This is a genomic window from Anaerohalosphaeraceae bacterium (genome assembly GCA_035378985.1).
Classification (GTDB): Bacteria; Planctomycetota; Phycisphaerae; order Sedimentisphaerales; family Anaerohalosphaeraceae; genus JAHDQI01.
The window spans coordinates 1-19,040 of sequence record DAOSUR010000023.1 but is presented as its reverse complement, the minus strand read 5'-3'; the positions used below and the strand labels follow the sequence as shown (position 1 = coordinate 19,040).

The 19,040-nt window shown below is 53.7% G+C and carries 13 protein-coding genes; 10 read left to right on the top strand and 3 right to left on the bottom strand.

Annotated elements, in window-relative coordinates; genetic code table 11:
* Positions 1-3 precede the first annotated feature (3 nt).
* Positions 4-1,926 carry a ShlB/FhaC/HecB family hemolysin secretion/activation protein gene (locus tag PKY88_12245; GenBank protein HOQ05970.1) on the bottom strand — a complete coding sequence of 641 codons (1,923 nt, stop codon included), beginning with the start codon at positions 1,924-1,926 and terminating at the stop codon, positions 4-6.
* A gap of 374 nt (positions 1,927-2,300) precedes the next feature.
* On the opposite strand from PKY88_12245, the gene aspS reads away from it, so the two are divergent.
* Complete coding sequence (aspS, locus tag PKY88_12240) at positions 2,301-4,115, top strand: aspartate--tRNA ligase (protein HOQ05969.1); 1,815 nt, start codon at positions 2,301-2,303, stop codon at positions 4,113-4,115.
* A gap of 3 nt (positions 4,116-4,118) precedes the next feature.
* Positions 4,119-5,765 carry a HAMP domain-containing sensor histidine kinase gene (locus tag PKY88_12235; GenBank protein HOQ05968.1) on the top strand — a complete coding sequence of 549 codons (1,647 nt, stop codon included), beginning with the start codon at positions 4,119-4,121 and terminating at the stop codon, positions 5,763-5,765.
* Positions 5,766-6,396: 631 nt separating this feature from the next.
* On the opposite strand, the gene PKY88_12230 is transcribed toward PKY88_12235, so the two are convergent.
* Positions 6,397-7,557 (bottom strand): PilT/PilU family type 4a pilus ATPase, encoded by a 1,161-nt coding sequence (locus tag PKY88_12230; GenBank protein HOQ05967.1) that lies wholly within the window; start codon positions 7,555-7,557, stop codon positions 6,397-6,399.
* Positions 7,558-7,839: 282 nt separating this feature from the next.
* Here PKY88_12230 and PKY88_12225 point away from each other — a divergent pair, with 282 nt between their 5' ends.
* From PKY88_12225 to PKY88_12210, 4 genes are all read left to right on the top strand, one after another.
* Entirely contained in the window at positions 7,840-8,466 is a 627-nt protein-coding gene (locus tag PKY88_12225) for a PEP-CTERM sorting domain-containing protein (protein ID HOQ05966.1), read from the top strand.
* Positions 8,467-8,567: 101 nt separating this feature from the next.
* Positions 8,568-10,397, top strand: coding sequence for a hypothetical protein (locus PKY88_12220; protein HOQ05965.1), 1,830 nt, complete (start codon positions 8,568-8,570; stop codon positions 10,395-10,397).
* 134 nt (positions 10,398-10,531) lie between these two features.
* Positions 10,532-11,269 (top strand): PEP-CTERM sorting domain-containing protein, encoded by a 738-nt coding sequence (locus PKY88_12215; protein HOQ05964.1) that lies wholly within the window; start codon positions 10,532-10,534, stop codon positions 11,267-11,269.
* Positions 11,270-11,355: 86 nt separating this feature from the next.
* On the top strand, positions 11,356-12,018 hold the full coding sequence (locus PKY88_12210) for a PEP-CTERM sorting domain-containing protein (protein HOQ05963.1): 663 nt from the start codon (positions 11,356-11,358) through the stop codon (positions 12,016-12,018).
* Between the two features lie 45 nt (positions 12,019-12,063).
* Here PKY88_12210 and PKY88_12205 read toward each other — a convergent pair whose 3' ends face one another.
* Positions 12,064-12,858: an NAD-dependent protein deacylase gene (locus PKY88_12205; protein HOQ05962.1), complete on the bottom strand. Its 795-nt coding sequence runs from the start codon at positions 12,856-12,858 to the stop codon at positions 12,064-12,066.
* A gap of 144 nt (positions 12,859-13,002) precedes the next feature.
* Here PKY88_12205 and kdsB point away from each other — a divergent pair, with 144 nt between their 5' ends.
* From kdsB to holA, 4 genes are all read left to right on the top strand, one after another.
* A complete protein-coding gene (gene kdsB, locus PKY88_12200; protein ID HOQ05961.1) occupies positions 13,003-13,740 on the top strand; it encodes a 3-deoxy-manno-octulosonate cytidylyltransferase in 738 nt (245 codons plus the stop codon).
* A 34-nt stretch (positions 13,741-13,774) separates the two neighbouring features.
* Positions 13,775-15,496, top strand: a complete 1,722-nt coding sequence (locus PKY88_12195) for a CTP synthase (protein HOQ05960.1) — start codon at positions 13,775-13,777, stop codon at positions 15,494-15,496.
* Positions 15,497-15,739: 243 nt separating this feature from the next.
* Positions 15,740-18,331 (top strand): DNA gyrase subunit A, encoded by a 2,592-nt coding sequence (gyrA, locus tag PKY88_12190; protein ID HOQ05959.1) that lies wholly within the window; start codon positions 15,740-15,742, stop codon positions 18,329-18,331.
* Positions 18,328-19,040, top strand: a 713-nt coding sequence (gene holA / locus PKY88_12185) for a DNA polymerase III subunit delta (GenBank protein ID HOQ05958.1), incomplete at its 3' end; no start/stop codon positions are given. The genes gyrA and holA, both read left to right, overlap by 4 nt.

The following is a 19,040-nucleotide window of genomic DNA, read 5'->3' as shown; positions in this document are numbered from 1 at the left end:
GGTTTACCAGCGTATCAAAATGCCGGCGTGCAGCCGACCTTTCCCTTCTCGGGTATTTTCTGTCGCAATTAACGGATATCCGGCATAGACCGTACCGGTTAAATGATTGCCCAGTTCGGTGATGATTCCGCCGCCGACGGAGCACAGTTCAGTATCTGTGGTTTCCAAAGGCAGGGCGTCTTCGATTCGGGCCTGACCGTAATCGATGAATACAGCCGGTGCCAGTTTGCGCAGGAACGGCTTGGGCTGAGGCGTTCCAGACTGGTCGGTTCCGTAGCCGGCCCGGTCGGCCTGAACAATATCATATTCGTATTGCAGCGAAGCCAGGATGCCTCCGTCGGCAATGACTTCATACTCATCATAGCCGCGGACCGTGTACATTCCGCCGTAGGCCGACATCCGCGAAGGAACCAGCCGGCCGTCGGAGGTTGTCCAGGAAAAAGAGCTGCTGAGCCGGTGGACTTTGCCCGGGTCGAGATACCGGCTGTGGCGGAGGGTGGTGGTATATACAGCGAAGTCCTCATCGGCGGCTCCGGAACCGCGGACGGTCAGGAAGTCGCCGGATGTTTCATACGACTGCAGCTGGGAAAAGCCCACAAACGTCTCCGCACGGTCTTCAGTTTTGTACAGTTCGATGCCCCAGCCCCACAGGTCCATTCGGACTTCAGAGGTCTGCACGAGCAGCGGACTGGTGCGGCTTTCCTCCTGAATGAGGGTGCCGGTTACGTCAAAGAACCAGCCGTTGTGCTGGAGGGTGTGCCAGCGAAGCTGCGTGCCGTAGAAATAGCCGCGTCCCAGGAAGTCGAATGTGCCCAGTCCCTGGCTGTTGTATTCACTGTAGGCCCCGAACAGACTGGCCCTCAGGAATGGTGTCAGCAGCGGAAAGTCGTAGCTGCTGTACACGGAGAATTCATCTTCGAAACCGTGCTCGGGCTTGGCCTGGTAGATGGCGGTAAACCGGTCATCAAATCCGAGGGCGTTGGTGTGAATCAGGCCGATGCGAGGGGCCCATTTGCGGTCGTCGGTTCCGGAATTGTCCACCTGAAGGAACCAGTGCCAGGGATTGGCTTCATAGACATTGTACTGAACAGACAGGGCGTTGGGCTCGGTGCCTTTGCTGATTAGGGCGGACACATAGCGGTCCGGGTTCAGGTTCATCACGCCGAGAAAGTCATTGAGTTTTTTCTGATTCAGGACGGAACCGCTTTTGACAGGGGACCAGTCCTCCATCAACCCTTCCCGCAAGTAGGTTTGAGAAGCCGGCTGGAGATTGGGGGTGAACGTTTGACTGCTGACCTTGCGAACCTCGGCTTCGAGGATTCGAATCGGCAGAATTCCCTGTCGAATTGCTCCTTCCGGAGCAAAGGCCTCTGCAGGGACGTAAACATAGATGCCCGCATAGTTGTGCCGCTGATAGACCTGAAGGATGTATTGGGTGAAACCCTGAATGGAGCGTGCGGAAACAGTGCGGGGAGTTTCCGCCCCGGCGGCCAGCAGCCGGATTTCCCGAAAGTCATAAAGAGCAGCCGGTTCTGCAGGAAGCTGATAACGTCCGGTGCTGTCAAAGACAGCGGGAATGTTCCGCAGAAGTTCTGATGTGGTCAGAATCTGATTTCCCTGAATCTGAATCTGCCGGATGGAATAACGAGGCGTATCATCCGCAGGCAGGAACTCGACGAGGGCTTCGGGAGAGATTCTTCCTTTGGCCTGTGTTGTTTTTGTTTCAGTCTTTTTTTCCTGTTCGGCAATTGTTTCGAGGATTTCCTGCTCGGTGCTGACGGCGGGTTCAGCAAACTCTTCTTTGGCAGCCGACAGAAGGCCGGCAAGAGGAATCAGGAATCCGCAGGCCAGTCCGGAGATATGGACTGTCTTGAGTTTGTGAATAAAAAAGTGACAGTGTACTTTCGGCCTCCAAGCTCGGTTCATGGATTTCTCCCTAAAAAGTTTCTGGCCCCATTGAGGTAGAATCTGCATAATTACTCCGTATGTATATGGCTGCATTTTACACGAAAAAAAACGGTAAATCAATAAAATTTAAGGGCTTAGGAGGGAAAATCAGCGAGGTCCGATAAAAGAAAAATTCTTATGGTTTCTGAACGTTTTGTATAGGAGCCGGCTGGGCGGCATACAGAGATTTTTACCCCGGCCGGATTTGACAAAAGGGTGAATATATGGAAGGAGGCAGCGGTCTGAAACTTTTGCGGAATGGACGTTGACGAAGGCGGCTTTTTGGGCTATCCTGCCCAGTTTGTCAAACGGCAGGAATTGTCAAGTTAGTCGAGAATGGAAAGGTGGGCAATTTGAAACGAACACATCATTGCGGGATGCTCCGTCCGGAGCATATCGGTCAGGAAGTGGCACTCTGCGGATGGGTCAATTCCTACCGCGATCATGGGAATCTGGTTTTTGTCGATTTGCGGGACCGCAGCGGCCTGGTTCAGATTGTATTTGACCCGGAATGCGATGCGGACAGTCACCAGCTGGCCCGGATCCTTCGCTGTGAATGGGTGATTGCCTGCGAGGGCAAGGTCCGCGCCCGCGGGGCCGGATTGGAGAATCCGAAGCTGGATACCGGACAGATTGAAGTGGTCATTCATCGGCTGACGGTCCTGAATACTGCCAAGACTCCGCCGTTTGACCCGGATACTGTTGAGCAGGTCAACGAAGAGCTGCGTTTGGCGTATCGGTACATTGACCTGCGCCGCCGTTCGATGCAGAAGCGGCTGCAGGTACGTCATCGTGTGACAAAGATTGCACGCGACTATTTTGACCAGCAGGGGTTCTGGGAGATAGAAACCCCGATGCTCGGCAAAAGCACTCCGGAAGGGGCGCGGGATTTTCTGGTTCCCAGCCGGCTGTGCAAAGGGATGTTTTACGCTCTGCCGCAGTCGCCGCAGCTGTTCAAACAAATCCTGATGGTGGCCGGCTGTGAGCGCTATTTCCAGATTGTCCGCTGCTTCCGGGATGAGGACCCGCGAGCCGACCGGCAGGCGGAGTTTACCCAGATTGATGTCGAAATGAGTTTTGTGACCGCTGACGATGTGATGACGGTCAACGAACGGCTGATTGCCCGTATTTTCCAGGAGATTCTGGGGGTTCAGGTCCCGCTGCCGGTGCCGCGAATGACCTACCAGCAGGCGATGGAGGAATACGGCATCGACCGGCCGGATTTGCGCTTTGAGATGAAACTGAAGGATATCAGCGATATTGCGGCGGCCTGTTCCTTCAAGGTCTTTACGGATGCGGTTCAGAAGGGCGGAATCGTCAAGGGACTCTGTGCGCCGGGAGGCGGAAAATATTCACGAAGCGATATCGAAAAAACCCTGACGGATTTTGTGTCCGATTTGGGAGCCAAGGGACTGGCCTGGTTTAAGGTGGCCCCGTCGGAAACCGGACAGGGGCTGGAGCTCAAGAGCAACCTGGTCAAGTTTTTTACGCCCCAGCAGCAGCAGGAGATTCTGAAACGGTTTGATGCCAAGGCGGACGATTTGATTCTGATGGTGGCGGACAAGCCGGCGATTGTCAATAAGGCCCTGGCGCCGCTTCGAGTTCGGCTGGGCAAGGAACTGGGCCTGATTAAAGAGAATGATTTTCGGTTTACGTGGGTGGTGGATTTCCCGCTGTTTGAGTGGAATGAGGAGGAGAATCGGTATGATTCCATGCATCACCCGTTCACAGCCCCGATACCGGAGGATTTGCCCAAACTGGATACTGACCCGGCCCATATCCGCTCCCAGGCCTATGATTTGGTTGTCAATGGTTCGGAGGTCGGCGGGGGCTCGATTCGTATCCACCAGCCGGCTGTACAGGCTAAGGTGTTTGATTTGCTGAAAATTACACGAAAGCAGGCCGAAGACCGGTTCGGATTCTTCCTGAAGGCCCTCGAATACGGGGCACCGCCGCATGGGGGAATCGCCTTTGGTCTGGACCGGCTGGTGATGCTGCTGACGGGTACGGATAATATTCGGGATGTGATTGCTTTCCCGAAAACCCAGCGGGGGCAGTGTCTGCTGACCGGAGCACCCAGCGAGGTGGACCTATCCCAGCTTCAGGAATTGAATCTTCGCGTTCAGCGGCATCATCAGGAGCCCAAGAATCAGGCGGAAATGCAGTAAAGGATGAAATCTCTGCGGTCATGGCTGTCTGGCGCGGCTGCCGAAGCCGTCCGTTCGGTGCGGATTCGTTCGCTTTCCCTGGCGGAAAAGTGCCGGCTGCTGTTTGGGGGAGCGATGCTGCTGACGCTGCTTTTGGCACTTTCCATTCCCTATTTCTGGATGGGCAAACTGGCTCAAAAGAGTGTTCTGGATGCGGGGCGGGCGATTACGGAACTGATTTTTGAACGGCATTTTCAGCAAATCTCTGCGCGAGAGGGAGGACGGCCGCTTCTGACGGAGCTGGGGCATCCGGCGGACCCGAATGAATATGTGGTTCGGTGGATTCGGCTGGACCAGACGGAACAGCAGCGGCGTTCCCTGGAGGCCCTGACGAAAACGCAGCTGGATAAGCTGGAGGAGCTGCTTGCGGATGAACATGTTCAGGATGCCGTCTGGTATGACGAACAGTCTCATCCGCCTCGCAATCATTACCTCCGTCTGGTGCGGGCGCAGGATACGTGCCTGCAGTGCCATTCCAAGGAAGGGTCAGCCGTGCCGTTTAATCTCAATCAGCAGGTTGGTGTGCTGGTGGTGCGGATGCTGCCTCGTGAGACGGCCCGGACGGCCCTGATGAATCGTCTGTGTATGATTTTTGCCGGATTGATTGCGGGCACGGGCGCGGTGATTGCGTTTTATATGATTACGCAGCGGGTGATTCTGCGTCCGGTGCGGCAGCTTCGGGGGCTGGTGAACAATATTGCCGAGGGGAATTTGGAAATTCGCAGTGCGATTAAAACGGGAGATGAATTTGAACGGCTCTCGGATGCGTTCAATCACATGCTGGACAATCTGCTGCAGTCGCAGAAGAAGCTTCAGGAGGCCAATCGGCAGCTGGACGCCAAGATTGCGGAGCTGTCGGAAAAGAACATCGAACTGTACAAGGCCAACAAACTCAAGAGTGAGTTTTTAGCCAATATGTCGCATGAGTTTCGCACGCCCCTGAACGCCATTTTGGGTTTTGCACAGCTGCTGTATGAGAAGCCGGCGTCGGACCCGGACAAATGCCGCCGCTGGGCGGAGAATATCCTTACCAGCGGACGGTCTTTGCTGAATCTGATTAACGACCTGCTCGATTTGGCCAAGGCGGAATCCGGCAAAATGGTCCTGCACATCGAAAAGACCAGCATCACGGAATTGTGCGAGGGACTGGTGGCGTTCTTTTCTCCCTTGACGGAGCAGAAACGGCTGAAGGTTCGGCTTCAGATGGAGGACAATCTGCCGCTGGTGCAGACGGACCCGGGCAAGGTTCAGCAGATTTTGTACAATCTGCTCAGCAACGCCGTCAAATTTACGCCGGAAGAGGGGCGGATTCATATCCAGGTCAGCCGGCCGGATGAACGAAGTGTGCGGATTTCGATAGCGGATACCGGGCCGGGCATTCCGAAGGACCAGCAGGAGCATATCTTTGAGAAGTTTCGCCAGCTGGACGGTTCCCTGACGCGAAAGGAGCCGGGCACGGGTCTGGGGCTGGCTATCTGCAAGCAGCTGGCGGAACTGCTGGCCGGGACGATTGAAGTTGAAAGCGACGTCGGCAAAGGGTCGATTTTTTCGCTGACAATCCCGATGGCCCTGCCTAAAGGAGCGGAGTCAAGCGGTCAGGGAGCAGGATAAAAATTAGTTGTCAGTATGCACAGTGATTAGGGGGAGGGAAAAGAAGAATAAAAAAGCGGCCAGACACCAGCGGCCGGAGGCTGGCGGCGGGCGAGGAGAAGGAAATACGAAAACCAAACAGCGAGACAAAACAAAAAGGGGGAGAATAGTTTTCCTCATTTTCGCTTTTCTGATGGGTTCAATCGGCCGGGTTTCTGCTGCGGATTGAAGACGGTAATTGGAAAGTCAATGTTCGGATCCGGTTGAAACGTAATAATTTTGTGTTCGATCCCCCGTTTTGGATGGAAGGTTCGAATGGGGTATTCGCTTCCAAGCTGAGGAGGGATTTCCTTGGGATTGTCTATAAGCCGTCTTCGAATTGTCTCTGTGATTTCGAGCGGGCCATCCAAAAAACAACGGTTTGTTCCTGCTTTTTGGGTCCACAGGCGGATGTCAGGAGCACAAACAGGAGGGGCGGGAAGAATTGGAGGGATTTGTTTAGTGTACCGAACATGCCTGTCATCCGTATAAAAAATCATCTGTTTCCGATATAATCCTATACAGTTTTTGGGGTATGGAAGTTTGAACGAGTTTTAAAAAAAGCGTTTATGTTTCCAAGAAAGAGGCGGTTTTAAAAGACGCATGTATGGGGTTAATCCGTCATAGTGGCTTCACTTTTCATGGCATCGTGAAAGCTTTTGAGGTCGTTGGCCCATTTCTGGGCTTCGGCAAGGGTGATGATTCCCTGTTTGACGAGGATGGCCAGGTGGCTTTCAAACGTGATCATTTTTTCTTCGGTGGTGTCTTTGGTTTTGACCTGCATCTGGGAATAAATCTGTTCAATTTTGTTTTTTCGGATGAGATTGGCGACGGCGTAATTGTTGTTGAGAATTTCCATCACGGCCACGCGGCCTTTGCCGTCTTTGCGGGGAATGAGTTTCTGACTGATAATATAGCGCAGCCCGAGGGACAGCTGGTTGCGGACCTCTTCCTGGCGGCCTTCCGGGAAGAAATCGAGGATGCGGGTGACGGTCCCGACGACATCTCGGGTATGGAGAGTGGAAAAGACTAGGTGGCCGGTTTCGGCGGCGGTGAGGGTAAGGGCGACGGTTTCAGCATCGCGCATTTCACCGACGAAGATGATATCCGGGTCTTCCCGCATCATCGAGCGGAGGCCGTGTGCGAATGTGTCCACATCTCGGCCGACCTCCCGCTGGGAAATCATCGAGTTTTTCTGACTGAAGACGTATTCGATGGGGTCTTCGAGTGTGATGATTCGGCAGGCACGGTCCTCATTGATTCGTTCGATGAGGGAGGCAATAGTGGTGCTTTTGCCGGCACCGGTAATGCCGGTAAAGAGAACCAGCCCCTGTGTCTTTCGGACTATGTCTTTCCAGACGTTGTTGGGGAAACCGATGTGTTCGGGTTTGGGAATTTCGGTTCCGAGAGCGCGAATGGCGATAGCCAGGCCGTCATTGTCCATGAAGGCATTCAGGCGAAACTGAAGGGTGCCGTAACGATAGGAGCAGTCCACGGCTGTATCGCGCTGAAGGGCTTCAATATTTTTGGGTCCCAGGAGGGGAAAGGCCAGCTGTTCGACAATTTCCTGGGTGACAATCCCGCCTTTGAGACGGACCAGATCGCCGTCAATGCGATAGCAGGGTTGGGTGCCGACTTTGATGTGGAGGTCGGAGACCCGCATCGCGCCCATTTTTTCGAAATAAGCAAGCATGTCGTTGATGCTGAGGAAACTGCCTTCACCGGCAGGATAAACTTTCGCGTCAGGGGAAAAGAGATTGTCTTTTTTGTTCATAATGCATCCATTATATCTTTATACTGCTGTTTAATCGGTTAATTCACATTATATCGCCGAAAAAGAGGAAAAGAACAAAAAAAGATATACGAAAAGTCATAAGATTATTATATCTTAAATGTGCGATATTTTTTGTTTTGACAATTTCATATATTTTTTACTTGCTTTTTTTTACAAAAAAAGTAAATTGAAATCGGATGAGGATGTCTATCTGCTGAAGCGAAATAGACAAGATCAACTGGAAAGAGAAGAGAAAACTTTCTTGTTGAGGAGAGCTGGGTGATGAAGAAACTCTTTCTGCGAGCAGGCCTCCTGTTTACCATCATTTTCACATCATCTTCATTTGGTGCCCTTTCTTTTAAAATAACCGCGCATAGAACAACACTTGTTGTCGGACAGACGACGACTGTTTCTCTTTTTGCTTATGCGGAAGAAGCCGCCGGAATGAATGGTTTGAACAGTTGGCAGCTGAGTGCATTTGTTTCCGGTACAGGGATGCTGAAAGTGGTTCCGGGCAGTCTGAGCGTTATCAAGCCCTTTGTTGCGGATGTTCTGACAGCCGGCATCAATTCTCCGTCGGGGGCTATCCGTGATTTGTCGATGACGGCTGTGTCTGCAGGTGTTGATTCCTCGCTGGGAGTGGGCGGCTATCAAAAGATTGCAGAGTTTTCTGTCGAGGCCCTTGGGGTGGGACAAGTGGTTTATACGCTCGGAGACGGCGGAGGAGGATTCGGCGGAATTCTCCGGGATTATAACCCCCTGAATCCGACTACGTGGGGAAATATGCTGGGGGGCGTTTTTAACGAGGCGGAGTCGCAGCGGGTTTTCACGATCGTTCCGGAACCGGCAAGTTTGGTACTGCTCGGTTCAATGGGGCTGATGGTTTTGAAAGCCCGCCGTATGAAATAAACTGAACGGAAACCTGGGTTTCGTCAAATGGGGCAGGGAAGGTCTGACGGATTGGTTCCGTTCAGGGAGAGAGGAAAACCCCGTTTAGGTAAGGATGTCCGATGGCGAAACGAGGAGGAAGAAAAAGGGGGGAGCATCTCTACTGTCTGCTTCTTTTGTCTCTTTTTGTGTTTTATTCCGCTTTTGTATGTGCCGATATTGGCCCTTCTGATGTTCTGATTTTGGTCAACTCTCAAAGCAACACGAGTCGGTATATTGCGAAGATGTACCGATGGTATTATCCGTCCATTCAGGATTGGCAGGTGCTGGAACTGCAGGGACTGGCAGACTGCAGCGGGCCGAATTCAACGGCGGCGGATGAAATTATCACGCGGGAGCAGTACAACAATCTGATTGCCGGACCGGTTCGATCGTATCTGCTGGCCAACGGAATCGAAAAACAGATTAAAGTGATCATCACGACGGCGGGATTACCGTACCGCATTGAGGACACCAAACCGAACTTTGCCGATGTGGTTTACCCAGGCGGCTCCAACTGGTCGATTGTGATGAATGCGGAATGTCAGGTGAATGCGGCTTCGGTGGAGTCGGAACTGACCTGTCTTTGGTATTTGGAATACGGCGGCAATCCCTGTCCAATCGAGAATCGGATTGTCAATCCGTATCAGGGGTGTCGAAGCCGGTTTGATTTGTTTGAACGACAGATGCCGTATGCGGATGATTTGACCTGGTCCTTTGCCATTTCACGCAAACCGGGTGTGGATTCCCCGTATATGGAGGGGACGGCGTATGGGTACGGGGTCATCCGTCGGCGGTTTGGCCCGGGGAGGATGTATTTAGTCTGCCGGCTGGATGGGCCGAAGAATCAGGGCCAAAGTGCGATTTTTGCTGTGCGTGCGATGCTGGAGCGGGCCAAGCGGGCCGGTTCTCCGCAATGCGGGGTCAATCCAAAACAGGCGGTTGTAATCCTCGATGATGCTCCCAAAGCTCCTTCCGGGGATATTGATTACAACCGGGTGTTCAATCTGCACGACAGCAGTATGAATTTTTGGGAATATCAGGGGGCCCCGTGGCCTCCGGATGCCTACGGCAATTGTGTGAAGAATGATTATGTAGAAGCATTTAACAGTCTGTCTGTGGGATATTTTGCACAGGGGGCGCTGTATTTTGGGTCTTCGCCGGCGATGAAGGATTTGCCGGTAATATTGGACTACCGGGAGCGAACCTGCACATCGGCAGGGGTATTTGAAATCTTGTATGCGTATTTTCCGAACAGGATGGAGCCGCAGGGGGTGATTGGGTTCAGCTGTTTTGGGATGAACGGAGATGAAGGGCGCTCCAAGACGTATTTGCTGAACGGCGGGGCAGACGGGGGAGTTCTTTTTTCCTTTTTGAACGGGGCGGTATTTACCTCGCTGGAGAGCTTTAATGCAGTGACGCTGTTTTCAAATGTTTCGACGACTCAGGCAAAAATCGTTGATTTTATCAAGGCGGGCGGGACGGGTGCGATTGGGCACAGCTTTGAACCGCAGGCGGATGCAGCAATTGATAATCAATTTTTGTACAGCAATTTGTTGGCGGACCGAGATGGCGATGGACGGGCTGATTTGACATTTGCGGAGGCGGCCTGGTCGGCAATTCCGTATTTGAGCTGGTCGGAAGTGGTAATTGGCGACCCATTAATGCGGGTTACCTATGGACCCGGTCAGCCCAAAGCTTGGAATTGTTTGTTTGCCGACACGAATATGGATAAGATAGTCAACAGTGTTGATCTTTATATTGTTCGCTATTTTTATGGCGGGATTTTGAATACAAATGAGAGAGAGTGGTTTGAGAAATATTATGACTTGGCGGATGTTGATCAAAATGGTATTGTTAATTCTGTGGATGTTTACATAATTCGATACTTATACGGTACAATATATGAGTAATATCCAGAAATAAAAAAATTTAAATTTTAGGGTATTTTTCTTGACATTTATTTTTTATTTGTTGAGAATTATCGGATGGAGCGAGAGAGAAAGTCCGTGCGAAGGCAGGGACAAAATATGTGGAGGATGGAAAGATGACAATGGGGAGAGGTTATTCAAAGATCGTGGCGTCCTTTCTTGCTTTTCTCCTGTTGGCCGGTGTTTCATCCGGGGGGTTCAAGTATGTAGATGCCATCGATTTGGATATCAGCGAATTCAGCTTTTATAACAACACTGCAAAGCAGTTTGTGCTGTCCACTCTTCTGGGCGGCAGTGAAGTGCCGATCGATGTAGGGAATATTTCTGTATTTGGCGGAGGGTGGGATTATACATTTGTCGGCAGGATGGTTGTGACAGCCAGCGATTTGGCTGCGGATTTATCGAGTGGGGGCAGGGCCATGGCTGTTTTTTCAAACGGTTCCTCTGCGGGTCCAGCCACGATGACAATTATTGCCACCACGCTGACGGATAAAATCAGCGGAATAGATATAATTAGTCCGACGACTCATCCGGGCGGTGTAGTTCTTTTGACAGCGAGAATGAACAGCGAAGATGATGAGTGGTATGTTTGGGAGACAGGAAAATACACCGACGCTTTCATCGGAGATACCCATTATGAAATAACGGGCGGGGAGCTGAAAGACGGTTCTCTGCTGCGGTTGTCAGATTTCCGTGCAACTTGGGCCTTAGGGCAGTGCGGCCCGGCAAATATCACGGGATTCAATCAAAATTTGAACAGCTATCTTCCGTCTTTGGAGATTATGCCGGATGTGCCGGAGCCGGCAACGATTCTGCTGTTTGGCGCCGGTGTGTTCGCATTCAAGAGAAGATAAACCGCCCCATTCAGCGAGTGCGTTTAACGGTTAGCGGTTTGATGCAGAGGAAAGAGCAAGAAAAAAATAAGTTGAGGAGGAAAGTGATGGAAAAGGGAAAGATTTATTTTGCACTTCTTTTGTTGGTTTCGGTTTCTTCGTTCGGTGCCTTGACCGTGCAGTGCATTCGGGTGGATGCCATTGAGGGGGACGGCTTTACAGCTTCGTATTCTCCTCAGACTCTTACATGGTCGGGAGGGGCAAGTGTGTCGCTCTATTCGAGTTCGAATGGAAGCGGCGACCCGGTGGCAACGTTTACGGGAGTGGTGAATATTTTGGGGACTTTTACCGGCTTGACGGATATGTCATCCGGAAACACGGCCAAGGCCAGTTTCAGCGATATCGATTGGTCGATTTCGGTTCTGGGGATTCCTGTGATTTGGGGCACCGAGAAGCCGGGGGAATTATTTATTGAGGAAGAACAGTTTAACACAGGGATTTTGTGGGGCAGCGGGGTTGTCCAGGTTACTGGATGTTCTTTCGGAACAGTTCAGGAGTTTCTGGATTACTGCTGGGATGATGATAACGGAGCGGCTCGGCTGAAATCGCAGGTGATTGTTCCGAAGACATTTAATAGTTATCTGACGCAGTCCTATTATACGAAGAATACCACGATGTGGCTGATTGCGGACGAGACCGTGATTCCGGAGCCGGCAACGATGGCTCTGCTGGGACTGGGCAGTCTGATTGCACTGCGGAAAAGAAGCTAAGGGTAAGTTTTTCAGTAATCAGTTTCCTCCTCAGGGATTGAGATATCAAAGACCGTCTTTGAAAAGGCGGTCTTTTTCTTTTGTTTCCAGCAGAGACAGGACCGTGTTGGAAAATTCGGTCAGGTCCAGTTCATAGCGTTTATCGGCGATGGGGTCCAGGCGGGTGGGGCCGCGGTTGATGATGAGGAGTTTGGCACCGGCCCGCTGGGCGTCGAGGGCTAAGGAGGCGGCGGGGTTGACCTCCAGTGAGGAGCCGAGCACCACGAAAACATCCGCCTGCCGGCTGTACTCACGGGCTTTTTGGAGGGCTTCGAATGGAATCAGGTCGCCGAAAAAGACAATGCCCGGGCGGATGAGTCCGCCGCAGCGGGGACATTTGGGGATGCCGGCGGTGCGGATTTGTCTGTCTACCTCAGAGCGTGAGGAAGGGCTTTCGCATTCCAGACAATAGAAGTCGACGACATTGCCGTGAAATTCGATGACGTTTTTGGAGCCGGCTTTGGTATGGAGACCGTCGATATTTTGGGTAATCAGGGCTTTCAGAAGATTTTCCTGCTCGAGGCGGGCGAGCATGGTATGAGTGGAGTTTGGGGTTTTGTCAGCCAGAGGGTGGATGTGTTCGAGGGCAATTTTGTAATAGTCGCCCGGGTTAGATAAGAAGAAATCGATTTCGAAGGTGCGGGGAGAGATTTTGGAATAGAGACCGCCGGCTCCGCGAAAATCAGGAATGCCGGAGGCAGTGGAGACGCCTGCGCCGGTCAGTCCGACGGCACAGCGGCTCTGCCGCAGGGCGGACAGGAACGAGTCGGCCGCCTCCTGTGGATTTTGGATTCGATTCATAGCTGTTATCGTAATCGGTGCGGACATTTTTGCAAGGGTGGAAAAAGTTTTGGGCGGCCTTGACAGGGTGGACCGTTTGGTCTATGGTATCCGAGCAGTGGTTAACAGAACGGAAGAGAACACACTGCACGGAAAGAAAGACTGGTGAAAGCGGTTATTGTCATTCCCGCCCGATACGGGTCCAGCCGGCTGGAGGGGAAGGTTCTCGCCAAAAAGACAGGGAAATATCTGGTGCAGCATACCTATGAGCAGGCGCTGAAATCACGGTTTGCTCAGCAGGTTTTGATAGCGACAGATGATGAACGGGTATTGCAGGCGTGCCGGGAGTTCGGGGCGCCGTGTGTGATGACGCGTTCGGACTATCCGAGCGGCACGGACCGGATTGCCGAGGCGGTCGGCGGACTGGATTGCGAGATTGTGGTGAATCTTCAGGCAGATGAGCCGGAAATCAATCCGGAGTATCTGCGGCGGGCGGCTCAATTGCTGGCAGACCATCCGGAGGCGGATATGGCGACGCTGCTGGCGCCGTTTGAAACAGCCCGGCAGGTGTCCGATCCGAATATTGTCAAGTGTGTGACGGATGCGAAGGGGCGGGCGGTGTATTTTTCCCGCTCGGTGATACCGTATGACCGGTCGAACGGGGGGGTTGGGGCGGTGCAGCAGTACAAGCGGCATTTGGGTCTTTATGCCTATCGAAAGTCGTTTTTGATGACATTTACGAAACTGCCGCCCGGGGTTCTGGAGCAGATTGAGAAACTGGAGCAGCTGCGGGCGATTGAGAACGGCTATACGATCTGGACGGCGATGGTGGAAAAGGCCTGGGACGGGATCGATACGGCCGCTCAGTATGAAGCGTTTGTCAAGCGGGTTTTGAGCCGATAAATCGGCCTGAGTTGCATACAATTTGAGGTTTGGAATGAATGAGTTCAGCAGTCAGGATTTGTTTGCGAAAATCAGCCAGATGACGCAGGAGGATGAGTTTTTTCTGCCGCTGCCGGAAGGATACCAGAAGGGGCGGACGAAATATGTGATTGTGATGGGGACGGTGATGAGCGGGCTGGGCAAGGGGATTTTTTCTTCGTGTCTGGCGAAGCTCCTTCAGGACAAAGGGCTTCGGGTGGCGCCGATTAAACTGGAGGGGTATCTGAATATTGATTCGGGGACGCTGAATCCGTATCGGCACGGGGAGGTGTTTGTGCTGGATGACGGGATGGAGACCGATATGGATTTGGGCACGTATGAGCGGATGCTGGACCAGAATCTGAGCCGGGCGAATTTCGCCACGAGCGGGCAGATTTACAGTTCGGTTCTGCATAAGGAGCGGCACGGGGATTATCTGGGGCGGGATGTTCAGATGATTCCGCATGTGACCGGCGAGGTGAAGCTGAAACTGCGGCAGCTGGCGATGTCGGCCAAGGCGGATGTGGTGTTTGTGGAAATCGGCGGGACGGTGGGGGATTTGGAGAATGCCTTTTATATCGAGGCAATGCGGGAGCTGGCGTATGAGGAGGGACCGCACAGTACGTGCTTTGTGGCGCTGACGTATATTCTGGAGCCGAAAACGCTGGGCGAGCAGAAGTCCAAAGCGGCCCAGCTGGGCATCAAGCAGCTGATGCAGATGGGGATTCAGCCGGATATTATCGTGTGCCGTTCGGAAAAGCCGGTGCGGGAGCAGGCCCGTCAGAAGATGAGCGTGTTCAGCAATGTTCCGCTGGAGCGGGTGGTGAGCATGCATGACTCGGCGAGCATTTATGCGATTCCGGCTATGCTGCGGGAGTGCGGGCTGGATTTTGAGGTAATCCGGATGCTTAAAATCGAGGACCGCATCAATTTGGGGTATGAGCGGAAGGAATGGGGGCGCTGGTGCGATTTTACGGATAAAATCGGGCGGGAGACGAAGTCCGTCACCATCGGGATTACCGGCAAATACACGTCGGTTCGGGACAGTTACGCATCCATTCTGAATGCGCTGGAGCATGCGGGGGTTCATCTCGGCTGCAAGGTGAACGTCAAATGGATTGAGACCACGACGATTACGGAGCAGAATGCTGCCGAACATCTGCGGGATGTGGATGGGATTATTGTCCCCAGGGGGTTCGGCGTGCGCGGGATTGAGGGCAAGATTGCCTGTGTTCGGTATGCGCGGGAGAACAAATTGCCGTATCTGGGGCTTTGTCTGGGGTTTCAGGCGGCGGTGATTGAATACGCACGGAATGTGTGCGGGCTGAAAGGAGCCAACAGCACGGAAGTGGACCAGAAGTGCCCGGAGCCGGTGATTGATGTCCTGCCGGAACAGAAGAAGATTGAAGGGCTTGGGGGGAATATGCGGCTGGGAGGCCGGGATGTGGAAATCAAGCCGAACACCAAAGCATGGGAGTTGTTCGGCAAAACCGCGTCGGTTCGAATGCGGTTTCGGCATCGGTATGAGGTGGACCCGCGGTATATCGAAATCCTCGAAAAATCGGGGCTTGTTTTTTCGGGCAAGGCGCCGAATCAGCCGATTATGCAGATTCTGGAACTTCCGAATCATCCCTTTTTTATGGGTACCCAGGCCCATCCGGAACTGACAAGCCGGCCCATGCGGCCGCATCCGTTTTTTACGGGTCTGGTTCGGGCGGCTCTGGAGAGGAAGGGATAATTTTAATCTGTTTTTCGGGGTACTTTCAGGGTGCGGCCGAAGAGGGGCACTTCGGCGAGTGGTTTTTTTCTAACTTCCGAATTTCAAAGGGATTAGGAAGATTGTATTTCCGAGAAACTTTCCCGAGAAACATTGACGAAACCTCTTTTTGGCGGTACACTCCTCTTCTTCTGAAGCGGAAGGGTCCGACCCTTTTGACGAACCGTTTTTTTGCGGAATGACCCGTGTGAGAAAAGGACTTTTATGGACGAGACCAAAACGGAATTTCCGGAGCGATTTGAAGAGAAGCAGATTCTGGATGAGCTGAAGACGTCCTATCTGAATTATGCGATGAGTGTGATTGTGTCGCGGGCTCTTCCGGATGTTCGGGACGGGCTGAAACCCTCTCAGCGGCGCATTCTGGTGGCGATGAACGATTTGAATCTGGGGCCTCGCTCCAAGCACCGAAAATGCGCCAAAATTGTCGGCGATACGAGCGGCAACTACCACCCGCACGGCGACCAGGCGACGTACGGCACGCTGGTTCGGATGGGGCAGGACTGGAATATGCGGGTATTGCTGGTGGACCCGCAGGGCAACTTCGGCAGCATTGATGCGGACCCGCCTGCGGCGATGCGTTATACAGAGGCGCGGCTCACACAGGCGGCGATGGATATGCTGGAAGACCTGAAGCAGGACACTGTGGATTTTGTTCCGAACTATGATGAGACGCGGACGGAGCCGGTGGTGCTGCCGTCGAAGTTCCCCAATCTTCTGGTCAACGGGGCCAGCGGAATTGCGGTCGGGATGGCGACGAATATTCCCCCGCACAATGTGGGGGAGGTCTGCGATGCACTGCTGCTGATGATTGACGACCCGGACTGCGGGTTTAAGGATATACTGGAAAAACTGCCGGGGCCGGATTTTCCGACGGGGGGCATCATCTGCGGCCGCAAGGGGATTCTGGATGCGTATGTGACGGGACGCGGGCATCTGAAAGTGCGGTGCCGTTCCCATATTGAGACAACGGCAAAGGGCAAGACGCGGATTGTGATTACGGAGATTCCGTATCAGGTGGTGCGGGCGAATGTGGTAGCCAAAATCGCCGAGTGTGTGCGGAACGGCACAATTGATGAGATTGCAGACCTTCGGGATGAATCGGACCGCAAGGGCATGCGGATTGTGGTGGAACTGAAGAAGGATGCCGACAGCCATGTGGTGCTCAACAAGCTGTACCGCTATACGCCGCTGCAGACGACCTTTGCGGTGAACAATGTAGCGCTGGTGAACAACCGGCCGGAGACACTGAACATCAAGCAGATGCTGAAGCTGTTTATCAGCCATCGGCTGACGGTGATTCGGCGGCGGACGCGGTTTCTGCTTCGCAAATGCCGCAGCCGGGCTCATATTCTCGAGGGGCTGATTCTGGCGGTCAGCGATATTGATGAAATTATTGCGCTGATTAAGGCCTCGCCGGATGCGCCGACGGCCAAAGAGAATCTGATGAAAAAGCCCTTGCGGCTGGCGGAGACCGAGACGCTCAAGCGGATTCTGCCGGAGGCGTTTGTGACGGAGCGGAGCCGGCAGGACCAGTTTCTGACGGGACCGCAGGCGGATGCGATACTGACGATGCAGCTGCAGCGGCTGACGGGGCTGGAAATTGAGAAACTGGCCAAGGAGTATGCGGAAGTCGCCGAGAAGATTGCGGATTATGAGGCGCTGCTGGCCAATCGGAATCTTCAGCTGGATGTGATTCGCGAGGACTTGTACGAAATCAAGGAAAAGTACAAAGACCCGCGTCGGACGGAGATTCTTACGGAGGAGGCAGATGAGCCCGAACTGGAGGATTTGATTGCGGATGAAGAGACGCTGGTGATGATCAGCCACGGCGGATATATTAAGCGCACGCCGATCGATGCGTACCGCAAGCAGGGCCGCGGGGGCAAAGGGGTGATTGCGTCGGACACGAAGGAGGGGGATTTTATCGAGCATCTGTTTGCGGCTTCGACGCATGATACGATTCTGTTTTTCACGAACCGGGGGATTTGCCACTGGCTGAAGGTCTATCATATTCCGGAGATGTCGCGTCAGAGCAAGGGGCGGAATCTGGTGAACCTGCTGCAGCTGGACCCGCAGGAAAAGATTGCCTCGATTCTGAATGTGCGCACGTTTGATGATACGCGGCAGCTGGTGATGGCGACGCGGAACGGTCTGGTGAAAAAGACCGTGCTGTCTGCCTACGGCAATCCGCGTTCCAGCGGCGTGATTGCGATTAAGCTGGATGAGAATGACGATTTGATCGGGGCGGCGATTACCAGCGGGGAGGATGAGATTATTCTGGGTACGCGGGACGGGATGGCGATTCGGTTTTCGGAGACGCAGGTCCGTTCGATGGGGCGGGTCAGCCGCGGGGTGCAGGGGATTCGGCTCCGTCCTGGAGATGAGGTGGTGGATTTGGTGATTGCCGAGCCGAACAGTTCGCTGCTGACGGTCTGTGAGAACGGCTACGGCAAGCGGACGCCGATTGAAGAGTATCGGCCGCAGAACCGCGGCGGGCTGGGGCTGATTAACATCAAGACCACGGAGCGGAACGGCAAGGTTGTAGCCCTTAAGACTGTGCATGATGAGGATGAGCTGATGCTGATTACCGCCAACGGGATGATGATTCGCACGGGGCTGGAGCAGATTCGAGAAATCGGCAGAAATACGGCCGGCGTTCGGATGATTACGCTCAAAGAGGGCGATAAGCTGGTGGCGGCGGCGCGGATTGTGCCGGAGGACAAAGAGCCGCCGTCGTCATCGGAACCGAAGAGCCCGACAAAGGAATCCGAGGAGGCGTCTGAGGAGAATTCATGAACGCCAAGCGAGCCGCTTCTGCGCCTGCCGTCAGTCCGCTGTATCTGATTGCCGGACCCGATTCCTTCTTAAATGCCCGCCAGGCCCGCCGTTTGACGGAGCAGTTTCTGACGGAGGAGGAAAGGCCGCTGGCACTCTGGCAGCCGTCGGGGGAAGAGCCGCCGGAGATGGTTGATGTGCTGGATGAGTTGCGGACGGTGCCTTTTCTGGCAAGCCGGCGGGTGGTGCTGATTCAGAATGCGGACGAGTTTGTTTCCCGGAACCGGGCGCGGCTCGAAGAATATCTGGAGCATCCGAGCCCGACGGGGATTCTGATTTTAACGGTCAGCAAGGCGGATACGCGAACCCGGTTGGTCAAGCGCCTCGCGCAGCTGGGCGGGCTGATTGAAACGGAGGTCAAATCGTGGGAGCTGCCGCGGTTTGCATGTGAGTACTGCCGGAGTCATTTTGGAAAGACGCTGACACTGCCGGCGGCGCAGCTGCTCGTGGAGCTGGCAGGCGATGAGCCGGGGTCAATCTGTCAGGAACTGGAAAAGCTGGCGGTTTTTGTCGGTGAGCAGAAGACCATTACACCGGAGCAGGTTCAGCGGCTGGTCGGGCAGAACCGTACGTTCGACGCCTTTGATGTGATTGATGTGCTGATGAAAAGGGATACGGCGGAGGCGCTGCGGCGGCTGTGCGTAGCGGAAGAAAAACTCAAAGGGGAATT

Excerpts from the sequence above, each read along its gene's own strand:
- PKY88_12220 (HOQ05965.1), top strand. The coding sequence starts at position 8,568 with ATGGCGAAACGAGGAGGAAGAAAAAGGGGGGAGCATCTCTACTGTCTG.
- PKY88_12210 (HOQ05963.1), top strand. The coding sequence starts at position 11,356 with ATGGAAAAGGGAAAGATTTATTTTGCACTTCTTTTGTTGGTTTCGGTT.
- PKY88_12225 (HOQ05966.1), top strand. The coding sequence starts at position 7,840 with ATGAAGAAACTCTTTCTGCGAGCAGGCCTCCTGTTTACCATCATTTTC.
- PKY88_12195 (HOQ05960.1), top strand. The coding sequence starts at position 13,775 with ATGAATGAGTTCAGCAGTCAGGATTTGTTTGCGAAAATCAGCCAGATG.
- PKY88_12215 (HOQ05964.1), top strand. The coding sequence starts at position 10,532 with ATGACAATGGGGAGAGGTTATTCAAAGATCGTGGCGTCCTTTCTTGCT.
- PKY88_12230 (HOQ05967.1), bottom strand. The coding sequence starts at position 7,557 with ATGAACAAAAAAGACAATCTCTTTTCCCCTGACGCGAAAGTTTATCCT.
- PKY88_12205 (HOQ05962.1), bottom strand. The coding sequence starts at position 12,858 with ATGAATCGAATCCAAAATCCACAGGAGGCGGCCGACTCGTTCCTGTCC.
- gyrA (HOQ05959.1), top strand. The coding sequence starts at position 15,740 with ATGGACGAGACCAAAACGGAATTTCCGGAGCGATTTGAAGAGAAGCAG.
- PKY88_12235 (HOQ05968.1), top strand. The coding sequence starts at position 4,119 with ATGAAATCTCTGCGGTCATGGCTGTCTGGCGCGGCTGCCGAAGCCGTC.
- PKY88_12245 (HOQ05970.1), bottom strand. The coding sequence starts at position 1,926 with ATGAACCGAGCTTGGAGGCCGAAAGTACACTGTCACTTTTTTATTCAC.